The 20,036-nt window shown below is 55.9% G+C and carries 21 protein-coding genes and 1 tRNA gene; 11 read left to right on the plus strand and 11 right to left on the minus strand.

What is annotated here, in order from left to right; translation table 11 throughout:
* Positions 1-280: 280 nt before the first annotated feature.
* The 3 genes from msrQ to ACR0L3_RS15620 all read right to left on the minus strand — a co-directional run bounded on the left by msrQ (position 281) and on the right by ACR0L3_RS15620 (position 2,242).
* Positions 281-895, minus strand: coding sequence for a protein-methionine-sulfoxide reductase heme-binding subunit MsrQ (gene msrQ, locus ACR0L3_RS15610; RefSeq protein ID WP_480746696.1), 615 nt, complete (start codon positions 893-895; stop codon positions 281-283).
* A 4-nt stretch (positions 896-899) separates the two neighbouring features.
* The gene (gene msrP, locus ACR0L3_RS15615; protein WP_480746697.1) at positions 900-1,802 is read right to left on the minus strand and encodes a protein-methionine-sulfoxide reductase catalytic subunit MsrP; all 903 of its coding nucleotides are present in this window, start codon (positions 1,800-1,802) and stop codon (positions 900-902) included.
* Between the two features lie 278 nt (positions 1,803-2,080).
* Positions 2,081-2,242: a hypothetical protein gene (locus tag ACR0L3_RS15620; RefSeq protein ID WP_480746698.1), complete on the minus strand. Its 162-nt coding sequence runs from the start codon at positions 2,240-2,242 to the stop codon at positions 2,081-2,083.
* Positions 2,243-2,375: 133 nt separating this feature from the next.
* Between ACR0L3_RS15620 and ACR0L3_RS15625 the strand changes: the two genes are divergently transcribed.
* On the plus strand, positions 2,376-3,038 hold the full coding sequence (locus ACR0L3_RS15625; RefSeq protein ID WP_480746699.1) for a hypothetical protein: 663 nt from the start codon (positions 2,376-2,378) through the stop codon (positions 3,036-3,038).
* 232 nt (positions 3,039-3,270) lie between these two features.
* Here the strand turns inward: ACR0L3_RS15625 and dgt are convergent, their stop codons facing one another.
* The 3 genes from dgt to ACR0L3_RS15640 form a co-directional block, all read right to left on the minus strand.
* Complete coding sequence (dgt, locus tag ACR0L3_RS15630; protein ID WP_480746700.1) at positions 3,271-4,623, minus strand: dGTP triphosphohydrolase; 1,353 nt, start codon at positions 4,621-4,623, stop codon at positions 3,271-3,273.
* Positions 4,624-4,716: 93 nt separating this feature from the next.
* Entirely contained in the window at positions 4,717-7,335 is a 2,619-nt protein-coding gene (gene clpB / locus ACR0L3_RS15635; protein WP_480746701.1) for an ATP-dependent chaperone ClpB, read from the minus strand.
* Between the two features lie 127 nt (positions 7,336-7,462).
* Positions 7,463-7,861, minus strand: coding sequence for a hypothetical protein (locus tag ACR0L3_RS15640; RefSeq protein ID WP_480746702.1), 399 nt, complete (start codon positions 7,859-7,861; stop codon positions 7,463-7,465).
* A 73-nt stretch (positions 7,862-7,934) separates the two neighbouring features.
* On the opposite strand from ACR0L3_RS15640, the gene pyrF reads away from it, so the two are divergent.
* Both pyrF and ACR0L3_RS15650 read left to right on the plus strand, forming a co-directional pair.
* Positions 7,935-8,639 carry an orotidine-5'-phosphate decarboxylase gene (gene pyrF / locus ACR0L3_RS15645; protein WP_480746703.1) on the plus strand — a complete coding sequence of 235 codons (705 nt, stop codon included), beginning with the start codon at positions 7,935-7,937 and terminating at the stop codon, positions 8,637-8,639.
* Between the two features lie 355 nt (positions 8,640-8,994).
* Positions 8,995-10,248, plus strand: coding sequence for a DNA polymerase IV (locus tag ACR0L3_RS15650; RefSeq protein WP_480746865.1), 1,254 nt, complete (start codon positions 8,995-8,997; stop codon positions 10,246-10,248).
* 2 nt (positions 10,249-10,250) lie between these two features.
* Here the strand turns inward: ACR0L3_RS15650 and ACR0L3_RS15655 are convergent, their stop codons facing one another.
* Positions 10,251-11,111, minus strand: a complete 861-nt coding sequence (locus ACR0L3_RS15655) for an N-formylglutamate amidohydrolase (protein ID WP_480746704.1) — start codon at positions 11,109-11,111, stop codon at positions 10,251-10,253.
* 149 nt (positions 11,112-11,260) lie between these two features.
* Between ACR0L3_RS15655 and ACR0L3_RS15660 the strand changes: the two genes are divergently transcribed.
* From ACR0L3_RS15660 to ACR0L3_RS15695, 8 genes are all read left to right on the plus strand, one after another.
* Positions 11,261-11,335: transfer RNA gene (locus tag ACR0L3_RS15660), tRNA-Val, on the plus strand.
* A gap of 90 nt (positions 11,336-11,425) precedes the next feature.
* Entirely contained in the window at positions 11,426-11,551 is a 126-nt protein-coding gene (gene ykgO / locus ACR0L3_RS15665; protein WP_005648635.1) for a type B 50S ribosomal protein L36, read from the plus strand.
* Between the two features lie 185 nt (positions 11,552-11,736).
* Positions 11,737-12,132, plus strand: coding sequence for a hypothetical protein (locus ACR0L3_RS15670; RefSeq protein WP_480746705.1), 396 nt, complete (start codon positions 11,737-11,739; stop codon positions 12,130-12,132).
* Positions 12,113-12,634, plus strand: a complete 522-nt coding sequence (locus tag ACR0L3_RS15675; protein WP_480746706.1) for a hypothetical protein — start codon at positions 12,113-12,115, stop codon at positions 12,632-12,634. The genes ACR0L3_RS15670 and ACR0L3_RS15675 overlap by 20 nt, the downstream gene beginning before the upstream one ends.
* A 20-nt stretch (positions 12,635-12,654) precedes the next feature.
* Positions 12,655-13,212 (plus strand): hypothetical protein, encoded by a 558-nt coding sequence (locus ACR0L3_RS15680; protein WP_480746707.1) that lies wholly within the window; start codon positions 12,655-12,657, stop codon positions 13,210-13,212.
* 164 nt (positions 13,213-13,376) lie between these two features.
* Positions 13,377-14,393, plus strand: coding sequence for a Fe(3+) ABC transporter substrate-binding protein (locus ACR0L3_RS15685; protein ID WP_480746708.1), 1,017 nt, complete (start codon positions 13,377-13,379; stop codon positions 14,391-14,393).
* Between the two features lie 118 nt (positions 14,394-14,511).
* Positions 14,512-15,066: a helix-turn-helix domain-containing protein gene (locus tag ACR0L3_RS15690; protein WP_480746710.1), complete on the plus strand. Its 555-nt coding sequence runs from the start codon at positions 14,512-14,514 to the stop codon at positions 15,064-15,066.
* 8 nt (positions 15,067-15,074) lie between these two features.
* Entirely contained in the window at positions 15,075-15,581 is a 507-nt protein-coding gene (locus ACR0L3_RS15695) for an N-acetyltransferase family protein (RefSeq protein ID WP_480746711.1), read from the plus strand.
* A 42-nt stretch (positions 15,582-15,623) separates the two neighbouring features.
* On the opposite strand, the gene nadC is transcribed toward ACR0L3_RS15695, so the two are convergent.
* The 4 genes from nadC to ACR0L3_RS15715 form a co-directional block, all read right to left on the minus strand.
* Positions 15,624-16,472, minus strand: coding sequence for a carboxylating nicotinate-nucleotide diphosphorylase (gene nadC, locus ACR0L3_RS15700; protein ID WP_480746712.1), 849 nt, complete (start codon positions 16,470-16,472; stop codon positions 15,624-15,626).
* Entirely contained in the window at positions 16,469-18,031 is a 1,563-nt protein-coding gene (locus ACR0L3_RS15705; protein ID WP_480746713.1) for an L-aspartate oxidase, read from the minus strand. The genes nadC and ACR0L3_RS15705 overlap by 4 nt, the downstream gene beginning before the upstream one ends.
* An 8-nt stretch (positions 18,032-18,039) precedes the next feature.
* Complete coding sequence (gene nadA / locus ACR0L3_RS15710) at positions 18,040-19,092, minus strand: quinolinate synthase NadA (protein ID WP_480746714.1); 1,053 nt, start codon at positions 19,090-19,092, stop codon at positions 18,040-18,042.
* A gap of 127 nt (positions 19,093-19,219) precedes the next feature.
* A complete protein-coding gene (locus tag ACR0L3_RS15715) occupies positions 19,220-20,026 on the minus strand; it encodes an SDR family NAD(P)-dependent oxidoreductase (protein WP_480746715.1) in 807 nt (268 codons plus the stop codon).
* Between the last annotated feature and the right edge of the window lie 10 nt (positions 20,027-20,036).

Genomic DNA, 20,036 nt, shown 5'->3' on the forward strand with positions numbered 1-20,036 from the left:
TAAACCCTAACCTCAGATGCCCCCAGTCTATCCTGAGCGTCACCGCCGCTTCCGCAGCGTCCCAAGCGCCTCAGCAGCGCCGGTGAAGGGGGTTCTAAGTATAACCGACACTAGCCGCAAGTGGAAAATTCGAGAAACCTGAAAAAAACCGAAATTTAGTTTTTTATATTTTAAAACAAACACTTAACCTCGATCAACCTGAGGGAGCTCGGCAAGGTGCGGTACGGTACACTTAGAATTTTGGCTTTTGCACAGAGTTACCCACAGACTCGGCGCCGAGTCAGGCGGAATCGGCCTGACGGAACCGAGTCAGTATGCTGGGAAATGGAATGCGGAGTAGGAGGAGCCCGACAATTGCGGACAGGTAGATCAATGGTTCGATCTGAAAGCCCTTGGCCAGCATGACATAGTGCAGACCGCCCAAAAGGGCCGCCGGGAAGACAAGCCGTTGTAGGGTGCGCCAACGCGGGCCCAACTTGCGAACCGACAGGTTGTTGGATGTCAGTGCCAAGGGCAGCATCAGAACAAACGCAACCATGCCGACAGTAATGTAGGGGCGTTTTACAATATCCGCCCAAATTTGACTGGGCACCTGCACATCCAGAACCAGCCACACCAAAAGATGCAGTGCGACATAAGTAAAGGTCAGCAAACCAAGAGCGCGACGGAACTTAAGCAGGTTCAGCCCGAGGAAACGTCGCAAGGGTGAAATTGCCAGCACGACGATCAAAAGCTGCAACGCCAATTCACCATAGCGATGCTCCAACGCTTCGATCGGGTCTACACCAAGGCCACCCGTCAAACCCTGATAGAAGAGCCAGGGTGCCGGTAGCGCGCCTACTAGGTAGACAAGCCAGACAGGGACACAGCGTATTATCTGGTTTACTCTCTGCATAGTCTCAGTAGTTTTTCGCCAAATCCATGCCTTCGTAAAGCCCCGCGACCTCCTGCTCATACCCATTGAACATCAGAGTCGGGATGCGCTTGGCAAACAATCCCCCACCGATCTGACGTTCCGAGGCCTGCGACCAGCGCGGGTGATCCACGTTCGGGTTCACATTGCTATAGAAGCCGTACTCGCGCGGGTTGGACATGTTCCAGCTGGTGGGCGGCTCAACATCTGTCAGTGTGATCCGCACAATCGACTTGATCGACTTGAACCCGTATTTCCACGGCACCACCAAACGCAAAGGCGCGCCGTTCTGGTTCGGGATCGGGCGGCCATAGATACCGGTGGCCATTATGGTCAACGGGTGCATCGCCTCATCCAGACGCAGGCCTTCGCGATAGGGCCAATCCAGAATGGGGTAACGCACGCCGGGCATTTCTTCGGGTATCAATGCGGTTTCGAAGGCCACGTATTTGGCGCCTTCCTGCACGCCTGCCATATCCAGCAGGTCGGCCAGTTCGAACCCATTCCATGGAATGACCATCGACCAGGCCTCAACACAGCGGAATCGGTAGATGCGTTCCTCGACTGTCATCTCTGACAGAATGTCCTTGAAGTCGTAATCACCCGGATTGTCGACCAGACCGTCGATCTTGATGCTCCACGGTTTGGTGGTCAGCGCACCGGCATATTTGGCCGGATCACCCTTACCTGTCCCGAATTCGTAGAAATTGTTGTACGAGGTGATCTCTTCCCAGGTATTGGGTTCCAACGCCTCTTGCGCCGATACCCCGCGCGCCACCCCTGCCAGCCCGACACCTGCCAGACCAGCCATGACCTGCCTCCGGTTCAGAAACGCCGCCCGTGGGGTAACGTCCACGTGTGTCAGTGTATTGGTCCAGCGATGCGCCATGTATGTCTCCAGTCGTCATATATCCTCAGATAGTGAGGTAATTCGCTGATAGCACAGTGCCAAGGAAACAGGCGTCACGATTGAGAGACGAGATTGTAACGTGGCGGCTCAGGCTGTCTCACGCGACCAAAGACAGAAAGCTGAAACTGCGATTCCCAAAAGACACATTGCAGTAGGCTATTGACGGTAACGTTCAAAAATACTGGCACGTCACTGTACGCTTCGATACGTCGATTTATGACGGATTATTAACCAGAGATTAACGCATTGCTCTTTCTTCAAGCCTTTCCTTTTTCTTTCTCAATTTTTTGGCGCATGGTTTTTGTTTCACCAGTCCTGCTGATTGGCTTGACGCTATATGCCTTGCTTGGACTTTTGGTGGGTTTTCTGATCGGGCTGATATTTCCCGCATTGTCTTTCATACTGTTTTTTTTGATCATGGCGTCGTCCAGCGTCTTGCCTACGTTGATTGGAACAAGGATGGGGTTTCAGGCAAAAAGAGTCCGGCCCAGCATCGGAATCTGGAAACTGTTCGTCCCCGCTGTAATTTACGGCGCGGTTGAAGGCGTCAGCGTGACTCTCATTTTTGTACTGGTGGCCTTGGTATCTGTGGCCTTTATTTCCCCTGAAATTCTACGGCAGTACGAGGCGGCTGATCTGGTGTTTCAATACGCAGACACCGGCTTGGCCTTCGCGGCACCATTGGTTCTGATCGCAGTATTTCTTTCGATATGCTCGATCCGCGCCAGCTTGCTTGTTCCAATCTCATCTGCCTCGATCGGGCGGGATCCCGACGGCTTGCCCTACACACCTTTCCGACATTTTCGCGCTTCGTTCGGACCCCTCTTCGCTCTGACGATCTTCAGTATTGTCGGGATGATTATTCTGTACGCGGGCCTGACCATCGTTTTTGTGGTTACGGGCTACGCTGAGACACTGCAGGTGGACTTCATCGAGTTCGGTAACATGACAGAAGGTACTGCCCGCATCCGCCCGATCTGGTCATTGATAATCTTGTTCGTCGTTTACTCACTGATTGGCACTTGGTCTTTCAGCCTGCAATGCGCGGGTGGAGTTCTGGGATATCTGCGCCTGCGCGATCAGTTGCCGACATTGGCAGAGATGCTGAATTCCAGCGGAGAAAAACCATCTCAGCCCGACACAGAAAAAGAGCCGCGAATGAGTGCAGAAGATCTGCGTGCTCTGCGCAAAAGTCGAGAGATTGGGAACCGGTAGTGGCGCGCCCAAGCCGATCTTCCCCACCTTTTTGATTTGTACTGCACGTACATGCTGGTTTGCGGCAATTGGTACGCAAGAATGGAAGCTCTTAGGCGGGTTCGCTATCGATTAATTGCCAGAAATGGATTGGACGCCTGAAGCCGCGGCAATGTAAGTTGTTGGGATTCCAAAACACAAAGGTGTCAGTGGTGGTCCCGCACGGATTTAAGCGTTGAAATAATCCTGGATGTCAGCCTGACAGCATATCCGAAACCTGTACTGCATATCTGTCGGTCATACCCGACACAAAGTCAGTCAAAGAATGCAGTGCGGAATATGCGTCAGTTACATCTCGTAAATCGAGACTAACAGCATTGACGACTTGCTTTTCGTAATCAGGCAAAGCTTCGAACGTCCAATCCCGCTTGGCTAGTTCCTCATACACTGGGCTAAGGCCATCAAGCACCTTGCGGATTACGTTGCGCCCTTTAACCTCAAGGCGTGTCTTGCGCGGGGCAATAAAGAGTTGCTCACGCGCCAAGCTCTCAATAGCGGCAAAATCTTTGGATCGGCTGGACGCGCCAATCAGCGAATTGGAGAAATCGCCGGCCAAAATTGCCTCGTGGTTTTCTTTGAATGCGTCAACGCAAGCGGTTATGGCCCCACCTATGGCACGAGCGCGCAGATAGCCTATCTTTTCAAATTCAGTATATCCACCTTGATTGCTGCTTGGACTGTTTGCGAAAGCAGACAATCGATCCTGGACAATACCAAATGACAAATCACCTGCAGAATACCCGTCTTCCAAATCTACAATATTGTAACAGATGTCATCCGCTGCCTCGACCAGGTAAACCAGCGGATGTCGCCGCCACCAGATTTTATCATCGGGGCCTTGCGCCTTGATCAAGCCCATCGCAGCGGCAGCAACGTCGAAATATTCCCTTTCAGTTTCAAAGAAACCAAATTTCTTCGCGCCTACATACAACTCTTTCTTGGATGTGATCTGCTTTAGACGCTTGGACGTGTCTGCACCCATGGGATACTTCATAAATGCGCCCAGAACGGCGTTCGGCATGCACATGCCACCTTTGTTCCGATACATCTCGAGCCGGGTTAAAATGCGGAACCCCTGTGCATTGCCTTCGAATTTCTCAAACTCGTGCCAATACTCACCCGCAATACCCTGAAAGGTTGCCGAGCCGCCGCTCAATTGCTCCGCGCACCACTTGCCAATCGCTTCTTCCCCCGAATGTCCGAACGGAGGGTTGCCCAAGTCATGCGCCAGACAAGCCGCCTGCACGACACCTGCCACTTTATGAGCATCTTCAGTGTCGATGAATCCCTCGTTCGCAAGCCAAACCCCAACCTGCATACCAATCGAACGCCCAACACTTGCCACTTCCTCTGAGTGAATCAGACGGTGGCGCAGGTGGTCGTTTTCATAAAGCGGATGAACCTGTGTCTTATTCGCAAGGCGGCGAAACGGGGCCGAAAACGTAATCCTATCTGCGGCAATAACGTAGGCTGGTCGCTCTGATGTCTCAGGTCTATTGTCATACCCTGCTGTATTCAGCAGTTGCCCCCATTGCATTTTCGGCATAAAGAGGGATCCTTTCATTATAAAATTCAATGACTTATTTACAGAAATGCCCGCCTTTTTAAAGGGCGGGCTTCAAATCTTTATTTGTTTGGCTTAATGCACCACAGCATCATCAGGCCTTGGCCGCTCTGACGTGCCCAACCGATCGCCGATGATCAGACCATCGGTACCGGCGGTCACGGGAACGGTCTCACCATCCTTGATCTCACCAGCCAGAAGCGCTTCCGCCAGCGGGTTCTGCAAGGCGCGTTGGATCACGCGCTTGAGCGGACGGGCACCGAAGACCGGGTCATAGCCTTCGTTCGCCAGCCATTCCTTGGCGCCATCGTCCAATGCCAGCTCGATCTTGCGGGCAGCCAGACGTTTCTGCAGACGCGCCATCTGGATATCGACGATGCCATCCATATCGGCCCGCTTGAGCCGGTCAAAGATGATCGTCTCGTCCAGGCGGTTCAGGAATTCCGGCCGGAAATGCGCCCGGACCGCATCCATCACGTCGCGCCGCGCCTGCGCGCTGTCCGCGCCTTCGGGCAACTGGCTGAGCGCCTGAGAGCCGAGGTTCGACGTCAGAATGATCAGCGTTTGCTTGAAGTCCACGGTGCGGCCCTGACCATCGGTCAGAACACCGTCGTCCAGAACCTGCAACAGCACATTGAACACATCGGGGTGGGCCTTTTCGACCTCATCGAACAGCACGACCTGATAAGGCCGGCGCCGCACGGCTTCGGTCAGCACACCACCTTCGTCGTAACCTACATAGCCCGGAGGGGCACCGATCAGGCGGGCAACCGCGTGTTTCTCCATGAACTCGGACATATCGATGCGCACCATCGCGTTGTCGTCGTCGAACAGGAAGTTCGCCACGGCTTTGGTCAGCTCAGTCTTACCCACGCCGGTCGGCCCGAGGAACAGGAACGAGCCCAGCGGGCGGTTCTCATCATTCAGGCCTGCGCGCGCACGGCGTACGGCGTTGGCGACGGCAGTGACTGCCGCATCCTGACCGATCACGCGGGAATGCAGATCGTCTTCCATCCGCAGCAGCTTCTCGCGCTCACCTTCCAGCATTTTTGAGGTCGGGATACCCGTCCAGCGTTCAACCACCGAAGCAATCTGTTCGGGACGCACCGTTTCTTCAGCCATCATGGCGTTGCTTTCGGCGTTCTCGGCCTCGGTCAGCTTTTTCTCAAGCTCTGGGATGACGCCGTAGGACAGCTCCCCCGCTTTGGCGAGGTTCCCTTCGCGCTTGGCGATCTCCAGATCAGCGCGCGCCTTGTCGAGCTGTTCCTTCAGATCGCGGGCGCCAGCCAGCTTGTCGCGTTCGGCCTGCCACTGGGCGGTCATCTCGGCGGATTTTTCCTGCAGGTCGGCCAGATCCTTCTGCAAGGTTTCCAGACGATCTTTTGATGCCGCGTCGTCCTCAAGCTTCAGCGCCTCTTCCTCGATCTGCATTTGCAGGATCTGACGGTCCAGCTGGTCCAGTTCTTCGGGCTTGCTGTCCACTTCCATCCGCAGGCGCGACGCCGCCTCATCGACAAGGTCGATGGCTTTGTCGGGCAGGAAGCGGTCGGTGATATAGCGATGCGACAGGGTTGCCGCCGATACCAGCGCCGAGTCCGAGATGCGCACGCCGTGGTGCAGCTCGTACTTTTCCTTGATGCCGCGCAGGATGCTGATCGTGTCCTCGACCGTCGGTTCTGTGACCATCACAGGCTGGAACCGGCGCGCAAGGGCCGCGTCTTTTTCGACGTATTTGCGGTACTCGTCCAGCGTGGTCGCACCGATACAATGCAACTCACCCCTCGCAAGCGCAGGCTTGATCAGGTTCGCCGCGTCCATCGCGCCGTCAGATTTACCGGCACCTACCAGAGTGTGCATCTCGTCGATGAACAAGATGATCTCACCGGCGGCTTCGGTGACTTCGGTCAGAACGGCCTTAAGGCGTTCTTCGAACTCACCTCGGTATTTCGCACCGGCGATCAGCGCGCCCATATCGAGCGCCAGCAGCTTTTTATCTTTCAGCGATTCCGGCACGTCGCCGTTGACGATACGCAGGGCCATGCCCTCGGCGATCGCGGTTTTACCGACGCCGGGTTCACCGATCAGAACCGGATTGTTCTTGGTTCGGCGCGACAGAACTTGCATCGAGCGGCGGATTTCTTCATCCCGTCCGATAATCGGGTCGATCTTGCCCTCAGCCGCAGCCTCGGTCAGGTCACGCGCGTATTTTTTGAGGGCGTCATAGCCCTCTTCCGCCGATGCGGTGTCAGCAGTACGACCCTTGCGGATGTCGTTGATCGCTTCGTTCAGTTTCTGCGCGGATACAGCACCGGCTTCCAACGCCTCTTTGGCCTTGGATTTCACCATACACAGCGCCATCAGAACCCGCTCGACGGGCACAAAGCTATCACCAGCTTTGGTGGCGATCTTTTCGGCCTCGTCCAGAACCTTGGCTGTCTGGCCGTCCATGTAAATCTGGCCTGAATCACCGCTGACCTTCGGGATTTTCCCCATCGCGGCGTCCAACGCCTCGACCACGCGGATCGGCGCACCGCCCGCGCGGGTGATCAGGTTGCTGGCCAGCCCCTGATCGTCATCCATTAATGCTTTCAATATATGTGTGGGCTCCAGCCTCTGGTGCCCCTCGCGCAGCGCAATCGTTTGCGCCGCCTGCACGAATCCCCGTGCCCGCTCGGTGAACTTGTTTAAGTCCATATTATTCTCCTTTTCTAAGCACCCTGAATATGATGCGCCCGCTTAGTGGCACGCGTCGGTCTGGGCCTCACATTCCATTTGGGAAATATCTTTGTTTGTTCAAGAGGCTAAACCGCAGAATCGACCGCTATCGTCGGGGCACGGAATAAACCGTGTAGCCGCTGGTTTCTGCAACTTGCCGCGCACCGTACATCTCGACCAGAGACTGCGCCGCATCACTGCCCGACGGGCAAGATACAAGGTCAGCTGCATCGTCCAGAAAATCGCTGGTAAAGGCGGATTCTCCTGTCAGTTGGCAATCGTCATCAGTAGACCGGTAACCACGCACCAATCTTAGGTCTTGGTTGGTCGGAGATCTGATAACCGTATCTGCGGCCTCAGTTTCCAGCGGCAAATCTTGACACCCCACCAAAACCAGTACTCCACCAATACAAACCAGCAGCTTCATAGTCGCTCCATCAATAGTGTTCAGTTGAATGGGTAACACCATAGCACAGGCTACTCTTGTTCGCTTGATTTCGACCATACATCTGTCCTGCATGGACAGAAGGCACAGAACTCGTTACGACGCAGACGTTTGCCAAAAAGGAGCTTGCCCCATGTCCGATGACCGCTTGATCGTTGCCCTTGATGTTCCGAACGCCCTGCAGGGCCTTGCCATGGCCGAGCGGCTTGGCGATGCGGTATCCTTTTACAAGATCGGACTGGGTATGCTGACCGGTGGCGGGCTGGCCTTGGCCAATGAGCTCAAGCAGGACCACGGTAAACGCATCTTTCTGGACATGAAACTTTTCGATATCGGTAACACGGTTGAGAACGCTGTGCGCGGGCTGGCGCAGTTCGATCTTGATTTCCTAACCGTACATGGCGACCCGCATGTGGTACGCGCCGCAAAAGAGGGTGCCTCGGGCAAGGACTTGAAAATTCTCGCCGTGACCATCCTCACCTCACTGAACCGCGATGATCTGGATGCCAGCCTGCTGAAACAAGGCGATTTGCAGGATCTGGTCGTTGAACGAGCAGCGAAAGCACTGGAGGCCGGCGCAGACGGTGTAATTGCCAGTCCTCAAGAGGCTGCCCTGATCCGTGCGCTGCCCCAGGCCGATGGTCGCTTGATCGTTACCCCCGGTGTCCGCCCGTCAGGCGCAGCCCTGGGCGACCAGAAACGTGTCTCCACCCCGGCCAGCGCCATAAGCGATGGGGCCGATCACATCGTTGTTGGCCGCCCAATTTATCAGGCAAAGGATCCGAAAGCCGCTGCCGAGTCAGTTCTTGCTGAGTTAAATTCCTTGACACGGCACTAATTTACCCTGCGATTTCGGCGAATTTGCGCGCAAGTTTTGACCGCAAGCGGTTGACCTAACGTCACTTTCTAGTTTTGCCGTGCCAAATCGTCCCTGTGCCCCAAAACACACATGAAAAACACGAGTTTTGCGTGTGTGATCTAGGCCCTATCGAAAGCCGCGTTTTTGGAGGATTCTGGGTTTGTGATACTCCCCGCGAACCATTTCTTCCTGTGGTTCGTCACCTCCCCCCGCCACTTCGCGGGGGGTCTTCTTTGATAGCGGGCCAATTTTACTTCCGCTCTTTCTTTGCTTGGCTGCCTGGGTGATATAAGAAACTCCCTGAATGGATCGCACGGAAGGCGGGAAGACATACATGCCCGGTCTCTGCCGAGATTGCCTGACCACGTTAACCGACGAACGGCGCTGCCCGACCTGCGGCAGCCCCCGGGTCAAAACACATCCCGAGCTGTTCAGTTTGTCCATCGCACATATGGATTGCGATGCGTTTTATGCCTCGGTTGAAAAGCGCGACAATCCCGAGCTGGCCGACAAACCGGTAATCATAGGCGGCGGCAAACGCGGGGTGGTGTCTACAGCCTGCTATGTTGCGCGCATTCGCGGGGTGCGGTCAGCAATGCCGATGTTCAAAGCCCTCCAACTTTGTCCAGATGCGGTGGTGATTAAACCGCGCATGTCCGCCTATGCAGAAGTATCGCGCCAGATTCGCAAAATGATGGATGAGCTGACCCCAGTGGTCGAGCCGCTGTCATTGGACGAAGCCTTCATGGATCTTTCCGGCACACAACGTCTGCATGGCGCACCACCCGCCGTTATGCTGGCGCGGCTTGTGAAACGGATGAAGGACGAGCTTGGCGTAACTGGTTCAATCGGTCTGTCGCACAACAAGTTTCTGGCCAAGGTGGCATCAGACCTAGACAAACCACGCGGATTTTCGGTGATCGGCAAGGCAGAGACCTCGGAGTTTCTACACGACAAGCCAGTCCGGCTGATTTGGGGCATAGGCCCAGCTGCACAGGAATCGCTGGAACGGGCGGGTATCCGCAGTTTTTCCGACCTGCTGCGCTGGGATCAAGAGGCGTTGACCGCACGTTTCGGATCCATGGGCTATCGCTTATGGCATTTGGCGCGCGGGCAAGACAAACGACGCGTCTCGGCGCATGAACCGATGAAGTCCATCAGTAACGAAACCACTTTTTTCGAAGACACCGCCAGCCTGGATATTCTGGATGGCCACCTGTGGCGTATGTCGGAAAAGGTAGCTGACCGTGCCAAGGCAAAAGCGTTGGCAGGACGAGTCGTGACACTGAAACTGAAAAAATCCAACCACAAGACAATAACCCGACGCGTTTCCTTGCGAGATGCCACCCAAATCGCTGATCGGCTTTACCGCACCGCGCGCGGGCTGTTCGATCAAGTCGGAGATGAAGGCCCCTATCGCCTGCTAGGCGTCGGTCTATCTGATCTATGTTCGGAATCGCAGGCCGATATCTCGGGCGACCTTCTGGACCCCGGCGCTGCCCAGAGATCACAAGCCGAACGCGCCACCGACGAGATTCGACGCCGCTTCGGCAGTGATGCAATCGTGAAAGGCCGTGCCTTACGCTGAATTCATTCGGCTGCTAAACGCAGCGGCTCCTCTCCGAGCCGAGCGATGTCTTGGATCACATCGCGCAGAATTTCTTGAAACGCGTCAAAATTCTCGTTCGGCTCGATTCGGGTTTCATCCATATATAGTGAACGATCGATCTCAATCTGAACGGCGTGTTGATGGCGCGCAGGGCGACCATAAGTCTGGGTAACATAGGCCCCGGCAAAAGGTGCATTCCGCGCCACGTTCAGTCCGGCAGCTACGAAGGCTGCCTCAATCAGATCAACAACCTCGGTCGAGGCGGATGCGCCAAATCTGTCGCCCAATACAACATCGGGTCGATTGGAGCTTGAATTCCCGGCCATTGCGACGGCTTCATGCGGCATGGAATGGCAATCAATTAAGATCGCTTGCCCAAAGGTTTCATGCGATTCCTTCAGCAACGATTTGATGCGCGCATGATAGGGTCGCCAACAGGTATCGATGCGCAGGCGCGCCTCATCCATCGTCAGCTTACCACGATATATCGCACGCCCGTTTGCCACCACGCGCGGAATCACTCCCAATCCCGAGGCCACGCGAGGATTGTGCCCTGACCGACGCACGCCCTGAATCAAAGCAGGATCCAACTCATCAGCACTGCGGTTCAGGTCCAGGTAAGCGCGCGGCATCACCGCAGAGATCATCGGAGCACCGTAATCCACGGCCGCGGAAAACAGTTGTTCCACAAAAGCATCTTCCGAGGATCGAATCACGTGCTCACTCAGAACCGTTTGGTTCATCATCGTTTCAGGGTAATTGCGGCCACTATGCGGTGAAGAAAATACCACGCAAGACGTGCGGCTGGCGGGCATATCTAGTACATAGGGCGTATTGCGCATGGTCACTCCTTGTTCGCGTTCAACATAGACCGGAAAATAGTTCAACCAAACCCCTTGAACCCCTTTGCGACTCCTTTTATAGACCCCGCTACCGGCGCGGAGTTCCGCGCCCCATTTCGTTATGGGGCAAGGTACGCAAAGGTTTATGTGGGCGGTTAGCTCAGCGGTAGAGCACTTCGTTGACATCGAAGGGGTCACAAGTTCGATCCTTGTACCGCCCACCATCGTTTCACTGTTCCGGGTTTCCGGGGCACCCGCTAACCCAGGCGCTGGCCACGTCCTTGATGAAGGCGCCGCAGATTGGAGACAGACCCATGAAGGTCAAGAACTCGCTCCGCTCGCTCAAGAACCGGCACCGTGATTGCCGGGTTGTGCGTCGCAAAGGCCGCGTCTACGTGATCAACAAGACGCAGCGCAAGTTCAAAGCTCGCCAGGGCTAAGAACTGCACGAACCGAATTCAAAGAGCCGCGCCTTCGGGTGCGGTTTTTTTGTGCCTAGCTTTTGGTGCCATAACGTCCGCGGAAGTGCTGAAAATCGCTCAGAAAGTCCAGTTCTGAGATTTCGCGTTGTTATGAAACGATGTCGTGCTACGCTTTCCCAGATTTTGCATGACGGGAGGTCGGATTGGCCAACGATGATCTGGATACGCTACTAGGAACAACCCTGACCGAGATGGTGGCCGATATAGGCCGAAGCGTGGCTCAAGCTGCGGAACAACTTAGCCTGGATCAATTGAAGGCATTGAAGAACTATCCGCAGGAACTGCGCGAGATGGGCGTTCCACCGGTCTTTTACCACATGCAGGATGTCGATGTGGAACTGAAGGTCGTCATGGAGATGACCAGTTCCACCCAGGAAGGCGAACGCGGTATCATTGGTGCCTTTTTCATGGGGCCGAAGGTGACACAGACGGACACACTCGATTCCAAAAGCGCATCGACCATGCGTATGCGGTTCGCGCCGGGCCCAGTAGATGACAGCAGGTCACTGGGGGGTACTGATGGCACGCAAGACGGTTAAGGCCCCCAAGAGACGACCTATTGACGTACGCGTCACCGAACTGCCTGAGGCTTTCATCACGCTGCTTCAATCACTGGAAAACCGCCTGACCGCGATGGAGGCGCGTGAGGTCGCGTTGATGGAGACGATCCGGGACCTGCAAGACCAGATCGACGATCTGGAGGAAGGCGGCGGCGACATGCTGATGGGTACGGGCTCTCCAGTGGTGAACCCAATAGCCGGAGGCCAGGCCGGAATGGAGGCCGAAGATAAGGATACCCAGATCGTGGATGCGCAGGTCTTTACGCAAGCCCTGGGCGAACAGATCCTCGCCGGATCCGATGGTAGCGATGATTTCACCATCGACAACGTCCAGGTCGAAGCCTTTGTTGGGCTTGGTCGGGATGGCGACAAGACTCAGTTCGCCACAAACGCAAAGAAGCAGGCGGTCAGCCAGAACGCAGCCAAGGTCTCGTTTTCGGTCAAAAGACGATCCCCTACTAAAATTGTTGAAAGAGACTGAATTTACACAGGAGAATGGAAATGAGTATCGGGCAGGAATTGTTAAACGTCCCTTTTGCGGAAATGGTTCAGAAACTGGCCCTTTCCGTCGCTGAATCACAAAGCGAATTGGATCGTCACTCGACGGATATGGCCAAATACATGGCCGATCAGAAAATACTGCTTCCAGATCTCTCCAACCCCGACGGCCCTGCCAAAGAATTCAGCCTGGTGTCGATGGGATTCCTCCCTGCATTCTATGCGGTTCAGGAGGCCGAGATAGAGGTCAAAATGGCGATCTCTATGACCAAACAGACCGAAAAATCAGGCAGCGCTTCGGTGAAAGGCGGCTGGGGGCCGGTGGCGGCGCAGGTCAACGCCAGCTATTCTTCGCGCTATGCCTATAGTCAGGAAGGTGCCAGCAGGCTGACCATTAAACTCGCACCGGCCGATCCGCCGGTCATGCTGCAGAAATACATGGAAGCCGTAACGCAGACCATGCTGACCAAAGAACAGCCTTTACCCGACGACCCGGAGCCTGAGCCTGAGTCTGAACAAGAAACGAATGCGTCTAAACAACAGCAACGAAAGCCACGCTAGACCATTTAATAGTGTATTAGCCATTCGGTAAAAGCTCGCAAAACATCCAGAAGTGATTTGACCAACTAATTTAGTCAGATTTCCTTGCATCACGCCCAGAATCGTTTAATTGATCAAATCAGTCGGGTAATGACCCGTCACGATTTTCAATCTTGGGACACATGATGCTGAAATCCTCTACCTGTATCGCCGCCGCCCTGACGGCCCTTATCGCAACCTCTGCCGCGGCAGAAGGCGAGCTGAACCTCTACTCCTCGCGCCACTATGACACGGACGAGCGCCTTTACTCCGATTTCGAAGAGGCAACAGGCATCACCATCAACCGTATCGAAGGCAAAGCCGACGAACTGATTGCACGGATGGAAGCCGAAGGCGCGAACTCGCCTGCTGATGTTTTGCTGACCGTCGACACCTCGCGTCTGGCCCGGGCCAAGAACGCAGGCATTTTGCAATCCATCGAAAGCGCGACCTTGGAAGAAAGCATCCCGGCAAACCTGCAGGATAGCGACAATGAATGGTTCGGTTTCTCGCAACGTGGCCGCATCATCTTTTTTGACAAAGAAAATGTAACCAACCCACCCGCCACTTATGCTGATCTTGCAAAGCCTGACTATAAGGGCCTTGTCTGCATCCGGTCGTCCAGCAACACATACAACCAAACCCTGCTTGCCTCGATCATCACTCATGAAGGCCCCGAAGCCGCCAAAGCTTGGGCCGAAGGTGTTGTCGCAAACATGGCGCGCGAACCACAGGGCGGCGATACTGATCAGCTCCGCGGAATCGTTTCGGGTGAATGCGACATCGCCGTGTCGAACACATATTATTTTGGCCGCGCCATCCGCAAAGACGTTCAAGGCGTGTCCGCCAATATCGACTGGATCGGATGGGTCTTCCCGAACCAGGACAGCACCGGCGCGCATATGAATCTGTCCGGCGCGGGGGTTGCGGCCAACGCGCCCAACAAGGAAAACGCCATCCTTTTCCTTGAATATCTCGCGAGTGACTCGGCACAACAATATTTCTCGGCCGGCAATGACGAATACCCGGCGGTCGAAGGCGTAGCGCTTGCGGAATCCGTTAAGGCTCTGGGCGAATTCAAGGCGGATGATGTGGACCTGTCCGAAGTTGCCAAGAACATTCCCGAGGCGCAAAAAATCTTCAATGAAGTCGGTTGGAAGTAATCCGTAACAAAAACCCGATTATCTGGAAGGGCGCAGAAAATACTGCGCCCTTTCTTGTTGTATGAAGCTTATTTTTAATAGATAATCCCATATATGATCCTGATTCTCATATTTGAACATGCTTGATAATCTCTCAGATCGCCTCGCTTCGCGCTTAGGCGAGCTGCGCCGAAGCCAGGAATGGTCGCTGGACCAACTGGCCGAACACAGCGGCATTAGTCGCGCCACTCTCTCGCGCATGGAGAAGGGTGATGTCAGCCCCACCGCAGAAACATTGGGGCGCCTTTGTGCTGCTTACGGCCTTCCAATGTCTCGTTTGCTGATGATGGTCGAAGACAGTTTCGATCCCCGCGTGCCGTTTGAACGGCAACCCGAATGGCGCGACCCGGAGACCGGATTTACAAGGCGGTCTGTTTCTCCGCCTGCAGCCGGTCTTTCAGGTGAGGTGATGGAAGGGCATCTACCCCCTGACACGGTGATTGCTTACGAGACACCACCAAAGCCGGGTCAAGAGCATCACCTGATTATGCTGGACGGCGCACTCACACTGACTGTTGACGGTGTCGCTCACACCCTGAGCGGCGGTGACTGCCTGCGCTATCACCTTTCTGGCCCGACCCGCTTTAAAACGCCAGTGACACGCGGAGCTCGATATTTGTTGGTACTTATATGATCTCACGTATGGACACATACAGCTTCGACGCCGCAGTCGGCGACTTGGCCGATATTTTACACGCGTGTGTGCACGACGGGGCAAGCATTGGGTTCATTCTTCCTTTTTCGCCCGAACAAGCGCGTGCCTATTGGCAAGACCGGGTGCGTCCCGATTTGCAGGTCGGCGCGCTAGACCTTTTCGTGATACAGGACCAACAGCGCGTATTGGGCACAGTGCAATTAATCCCAGCGGCGATGCCCAACCAGCCCCATCGTGCTGACGTTGCCAAACTGTTGGTCCACCCTGATGCAAGGCGCCGCGGACTGGGACGAAGTTTGATGGAAGCCGTTGAGAACCGTGCCACCACAATAGGCCGAACTCTGCTGGTGCTGGACACACGCAGCACTGACCCATCGCGCCTTTTATATCAAAGTCTCGGGTTTCAGATCGCCGGAGAGATACCCGACTATTGCCGCAACCCGTTTGAGGACCGGCTGGAGCCGACAACCTATATGTTCAAAAACCTCAGCTGACCAGAAGTCCTGCGCACGTCTGAGGCAACGGGACACCCAGCCTTAAAAGTCTAATCCGAAATCTATGGTGCGGTAGGAATGGGTCAGCGCCCCGGACGAGATATAGTCTACACCGGTCGCAGCAACAGCACCCAGTGTTTCACGGCTGATATTACCAGAAGCCTCGGTGACAATGCGCCCGTCTACAAATTCAACCGCTTGCCTCAAAACTTCGGGTGCCATGTTGTCCAACAACACAACATCGGCACCGCCGACCTCAAGTACCTCGGCCAGCTGGTCCAATGTGTCTACTTCAATCTCGACCTTCATCATGTGCGACGCACGAGTTTTGGTCGCCTCAAGTACCGCACGTACCCCACCGGCTGCGGCGATGTGATTGTCTTTGATCAGGATCGCATCCGACAGAGAGAAACGGTGGTTGAACCCGCCGCCATGCAATACCGCTTGTTTCTCTACGATGCGCAGGCCGGGTGTTGTCTTACGTGTGCAGGTGATGCGCGCACGGGTTCCCTTGGTCTCGGCCACCAGTGCTGCTGTCGCCGTGGCCACCCCACTCATGCGTCCGGCAAAGTTCAACGCCACACGCTCACCCGACAAGATTGAGGCCGCACTGCCCTTGATTTCCATCAGCGTTTCGCCCTTGGAACAGCGTTGTCCGTCTGCGGTATGCCGGATGATTTGCAATGACGGATCAACAAGACGGAAGGCCAGCGCCGCGACTTGCATACCGGAAACGACTGCATCTTCACGCGCATTCAACTGGGCCGCATAGGTGGCTTCTGCCGGGATCACGGTCTGAGTCGTAATGTCGCCGTTGGCGCCCAAATCCTCCATCAACGCGGAACGCACCAGTGGTTCAAGGATCATGTCGGGCAAGGCCGGGTAGTTCATGCTGCATCCTTTACAATGCGGTCCCGCAGGGCCAGCGCTTCGGTCAGCGTCAGCGCCGAGCGTTTGCCCGGTCCGGGGTGAAGGTCAGGGAAGTCGGATCGAAAATGCGCACCGCGGCTTTCTTCGCGCAACAGTGCGGCGGCAGCGATCAGGGTTGCCGTGGAGGTCATGTTGAGGAACAGGTCAGAGTCCATGTGCCGGGTTTCAAGCGCGGCAATCTCTGTCAATGCGCGGCGTAATCCGGTCTCATCGCGCGCTACGCCAACATGCTGAGACATGGTTTGACGCAGCGCCATTACGTCGTGTTCCTCGGTGTCGTCGCCCGGGGCAAAACGGACAACAACCTCGGGCGCGTCCTGCACCGTCACTTGACCTGCAATATCGCGGGCACAAGAGCGGGCAAAAACCAAAGCTTCAAGCAAACCGTTCGAGGCCAATCGGTTGGCGCCATGTAACCCGGTCGAAGCCGCCTCGCCGCAGGTCCACAGCCCGGTCAAAGAACTGCGGCCAGCCAGATCTGTCTCGACCCCTCCCATGTGGTAGTGCGCCGAAGCAGTTACAGGTATCGGATCGTGCTTTGGGTCGACACCATGGCGAAGGCAGGCGTCGGTTGCTGCGGGGAAAAGTGTGGCTATCTCGGACCCAATTGCTGCACGAGTGTCCAACGCGGGGCGTTTGCCCGCCTTCGCCTGCATATAAACGGCACGCGCCACGGTGTCGCGCGGGGCCAGTTCTGCATCTGCATGGATGTCCTGCATAAACCGATGACCGTTCTTGTCGATCAGAATGGCTCCTTCACCGCGCAATGCCTCGGTCGCCAGCGGGGTTGGGTCTTCTCCGACGTCGATAGCCGTGGGGTGGAACTGGACGAATTCTGCATCTGCAATCCGCGCACCAGCACGAGCTGCCATGCCAATACCCTGTCCCCGGATGCGCGCAGGGTTGGTGGTTTGAGCATAGAGACCCGAAGACCCGCCCGTTGCCAGCACATGCGCCGACCCACGCAGCAGCACTTTGGGCGCACTTACGGCATCCGCTTTAGTCATGAACACACCGGTCACGCTTGCGCCGTCGCTTTCCAAACCAACTGCCTGCGCACCCTCAATCACTTGTATCGAAGGTGATCCACGCAGGGCCAAGATCAGCGCCCGCATAATTTCAGCACCGGCCTGATCACCCTTGACCCGCACCACCCGAGCGGCGGAATGCGCGGCTTCGCGTGACTGCACAAACCCACCGTCAGCGGTACGATCAAACCCAGTGCCAAGATCAGAAAGGTCCAGGATGTGTTCCGGTGCAGCTTTGGTCACAAACTCGGCGACCTCGCGCAGGACAGAGCCGGCACCTGCACGCATCGTGTCATCTGCATGTGCCGCGGGGCTGTCCGTCCGCGCCATAGCAGCTGCAACACCGCCCTGCGCCCAAGCCGAACTTGCACCCGACCCCAGCGGTTCAGGCGAGATCATCACCACCGGAATCGGCGCTAGCTTCAGGGCGGCATAAACCGCAGCCAGCCCTGCCCCGATAATGACCACACGCGGCGTTTCGATGATCTGCATGTCGCGGATCAAATACCCAATTGGCGTGACAGGTCGATCATACGCTGTACCGACAGACGCGCCTTGTCCGCCACTTCGGCTTCCACTTCGACCTGCCCGGTCATGGTATCCAGCGCGAAAAGCACCTTCTCAAGCGTGATCTTTTTCATGTAGGGGCACATGTTGCAGGGGCCGACGAAATCGACCTCGGGCAGCTCATCCGCAATATTCGACGCCATCGAACATTCCGTAATCAGCAACGCCTTTTCCGGTTTTTCATCGGTGACGTATTTGATGATCCCACTGGTCGAACCCGAGAAATCAGCCTCGGCCACAACGTCGGGCGGGCATTCGGGGTGCGCGATCAGCCTTGTACCCGGGTTCCATTCACGGAAATCGCGCAGGTCCTTGGCGCTGTATTGTTCGTGGACGATGCACGAACCTTCCCACCAGACCACGTTCTTTTGCGGCACGTCGCGGGCCACATTCTGCGCCAGATATTGGTCCGGCGTCATGATGACTGTTTCACTCTCCTGCGCTGCCACAATCTGAGCGGCATTGGACGATGTACAACAGATGTCCGAGGCCGCTTTGACCTCGGCCGTGGTGTTTACGTAAGACACCACCGGCGCGCCGGGATAGCGGCGGCGCATTTCCTCGATACCTTCAGCAGTGATCGACTCCGCCAGAGAACAACCCGCTTCCATATCCGGCATCAACACCGTCTTTTCCGGACTAAGGATCTTGGACGTTTCGGCCATGAAGTGCACACCGCATTGCACGATTACATCCGCTTCGACCTCGGTCGCCTTGATCGCCAGTTGCAGGCTGTCGCCGCCGAAGTCGGAAATGCCGTGGTAGATCTCGGGCGTCATATAGTTGTGGCCCAGAATGACCGCATTGCGCTCGGCCTTCAGGTCGTTGATCGCCTTCACATAGGGCGCATAGATGGCCCAGTCGACGGGCGAGACGACACGGGACATGCGGTCATATATGTCGCTCATGCTTGCGGCAAGCTCGGGCGATGGGGTCAAATCATATTTTTCGGAGAGATGCGCGCGCTGCGCGGGTAGGTCAAACACGGGACTGTTTTTTCTGCCTGATGGACACGTGACGCCCTTAATATGGGGTTTATTGCGGATTTACCACCACCCAAACCAGAAGAATATTCCAATGTTTGAACCTAATGCGGAACTATCTTTTCTAACCTTATGCGTCGCTTTCATACGCGGATATGCTGGCTAGTATCGACGCAACCACCTTTTCTACACGTAACGGGTCCGCCGCATCATGATGCGGCGCTGCAAACTGACCGCTGTCATTGTCGAAGTATCGTCCCGATGCGTCTGCGAACTCCGGCGACAGGGCCGCCTGTATCAGGATATCAGCGCCGATACTGATATCGTTGCCCGCCACGCCAAAGCCTTGCTGCACCATATTGGTGGCAAGCAGCGAACCGGGGTTAACTGCAATCGACGCGGGCCCGCTGGGATTTTGTTCCGCAAACGCCTGGCTCCACATCGTTACGGCCAGCTTGCTTTGCGCATAGGCCTCCATTGCTTCGGGCTGTCGTTGGCCTGTCATCGCCGTCAGATCAATCGGGGCTTGCGCGGCGGATGACAGATGAATGATGCGACCGTCATCAGGTAAGATTGGCAACAGCATACGGCTTAGCAACGCCGGGGCGAATGTGTTGACGACGAAACGTGCATCCAGACCTTCTTTGGTAATCGGCGAAGCCATCCGAAACACGCCCGCGTTGTTGATCAATACATCAAGCCGGTCATGCGCTTCTCGTACTTCAAGCGCCAGCCGCTTGACTTCGGACAAGTCAGAGAGATCTGCACGAAACGTGTCTACCCGAGCACCGCGAGCGATCAATTCGTCACGTATCGCTGCCAGTTTTTCCGGGTTGCGACCGTGGATCAGCAAATGGTGTCCCTGATCAGCCAGTGACAGGGCGGTCGCGCGACCAATGCCGTCGGTGGCCCCGGTAATAAGAATAGACTTCGGCATCGCGGCCTCC

The sequence above is a fragment of the Ruegeria sp. CK1 genome (assembly GCF_056536545.1).

Excerpts from the sequence above, each read along its gene's own strand:
- ACR0L3_RS15685 (WP_480746708.1), top strand. The coding sequence starts at position 13,377 with ATGCTGAAATCCTCTACCTGTATCGCCGCCGCCCTGACGGCCCTTATC.
- ACR0L3_RS15675 (WP_480746706.1), top strand. The coding sequence starts at position 12,113 with ATGGCACGCAAGACGGTTAAGGCCCCCAAGAGACGACCTATTGACGTA.
- ykgO (WP_005648635.1), top strand. The coding sequence starts at position 11,426 with ATGAAGGTCAAGAACTCGCTCCGCTCGCTCAAGAACCGGCACCGTGAT.
- clpB (WP_480746701.1), bottom strand. The coding sequence starts at position 7,335 with ATGGACTTAAACAAGTTCACCGAGCGGGCACGGGGATTCGTGCAGGCG.
- msrP (WP_480746697.1), bottom strand. The coding sequence starts at position 1,802 with ATGGCGCATCGCTGGACCAATACACTGACACACGTGGACGTTACCCCA.
- ACR0L3_RS15640 (WP_480746702.1), bottom strand. The coding sequence starts at position 7,861 with ATGGTCGAAATCAAGCGAACAAGAGTAGCCTGTGCTATGGTGTTACCC.
- ACR0L3_RS15620 (WP_480746698.1), bottom strand. The coding sequence starts at position 2,242 with ATGATCAAAAAAAACAGTATGAAAGACAATGCGGGAAATATCAGCCCG.
- ACR0L3_RS15690 (WP_480746710.1), top strand. The coding sequence starts at position 14,512 with ATGCTTGATAATCTCTCAGATCGCCTCGCTTCGCGCTTAGGCGAGCTG.
- ACR0L3_RS15695 (WP_480746711.1), top strand. The coding sequence starts at position 15,075 with ATGGACACATACAGCTTCGACGCCGCAGTCGGCGACTTGGCCGATATT.
- ACR0L3_RS15680 (WP_480746707.1), top strand. The coding sequence starts at position 12,655 with ATGAGTATCGGGCAGGAATTGTTAAACGTCCCTTTTGCGGAAATGGTT.
- ACR0L3_RS15715 (WP_480746715.1), bottom strand. The coding sequence starts at position 20,026 with ATGCCGAAGTCTATTCTTATTACCGGGGCCACCGACGGCATTGGTCGC.
- ACR0L3_RS15650 (WP_480746865.1), top strand. The coding sequence starts at position 8,995 with ATGCCCGGTCTCTGCCGAGATTGCCTGACCACGTTAACCGACGAACGG.
- ACR0L3_RS15705 (WP_480746713.1), bottom strand. The coding sequence starts at position 18,031 with ATGCAGATCATCGAAACGCCGCGTGTGGTCATTATCGGGGCAGGGCTG.
- ACR0L3_RS15655 (WP_480746704.1), bottom strand. The coding sequence starts at position 11,111 with ATGCGCAATACGCCCTATGTACTAGATATGCCCGCCAGCCGCACGTCT.
- pyrF (WP_480746703.1), top strand. The coding sequence starts at position 7,935 with ATGTCCGATGACCGCTTGATCGTTGCCCTTGATGTTCCGAACGCCCTG.
- dgt (WP_480746700.1), bottom strand. The coding sequence starts at position 4,623 with ATGCCGAAAATGCAATGGGGGCAACTGCTGAATACAGCAGGGTATGAC.
- nadC (WP_480746712.1), bottom strand. The coding sequence starts at position 16,472 with ATGAACTACCCGGCCTTGCCCGACATGATCCTTGAACCACTGGTGCGT.
- msrQ (WP_480746696.1), bottom strand. The coding sequence starts at position 895 with ATGCAGAGAGTAAACCAGATAATACGCTGTGTCCCTGTCTGGCTTGTC.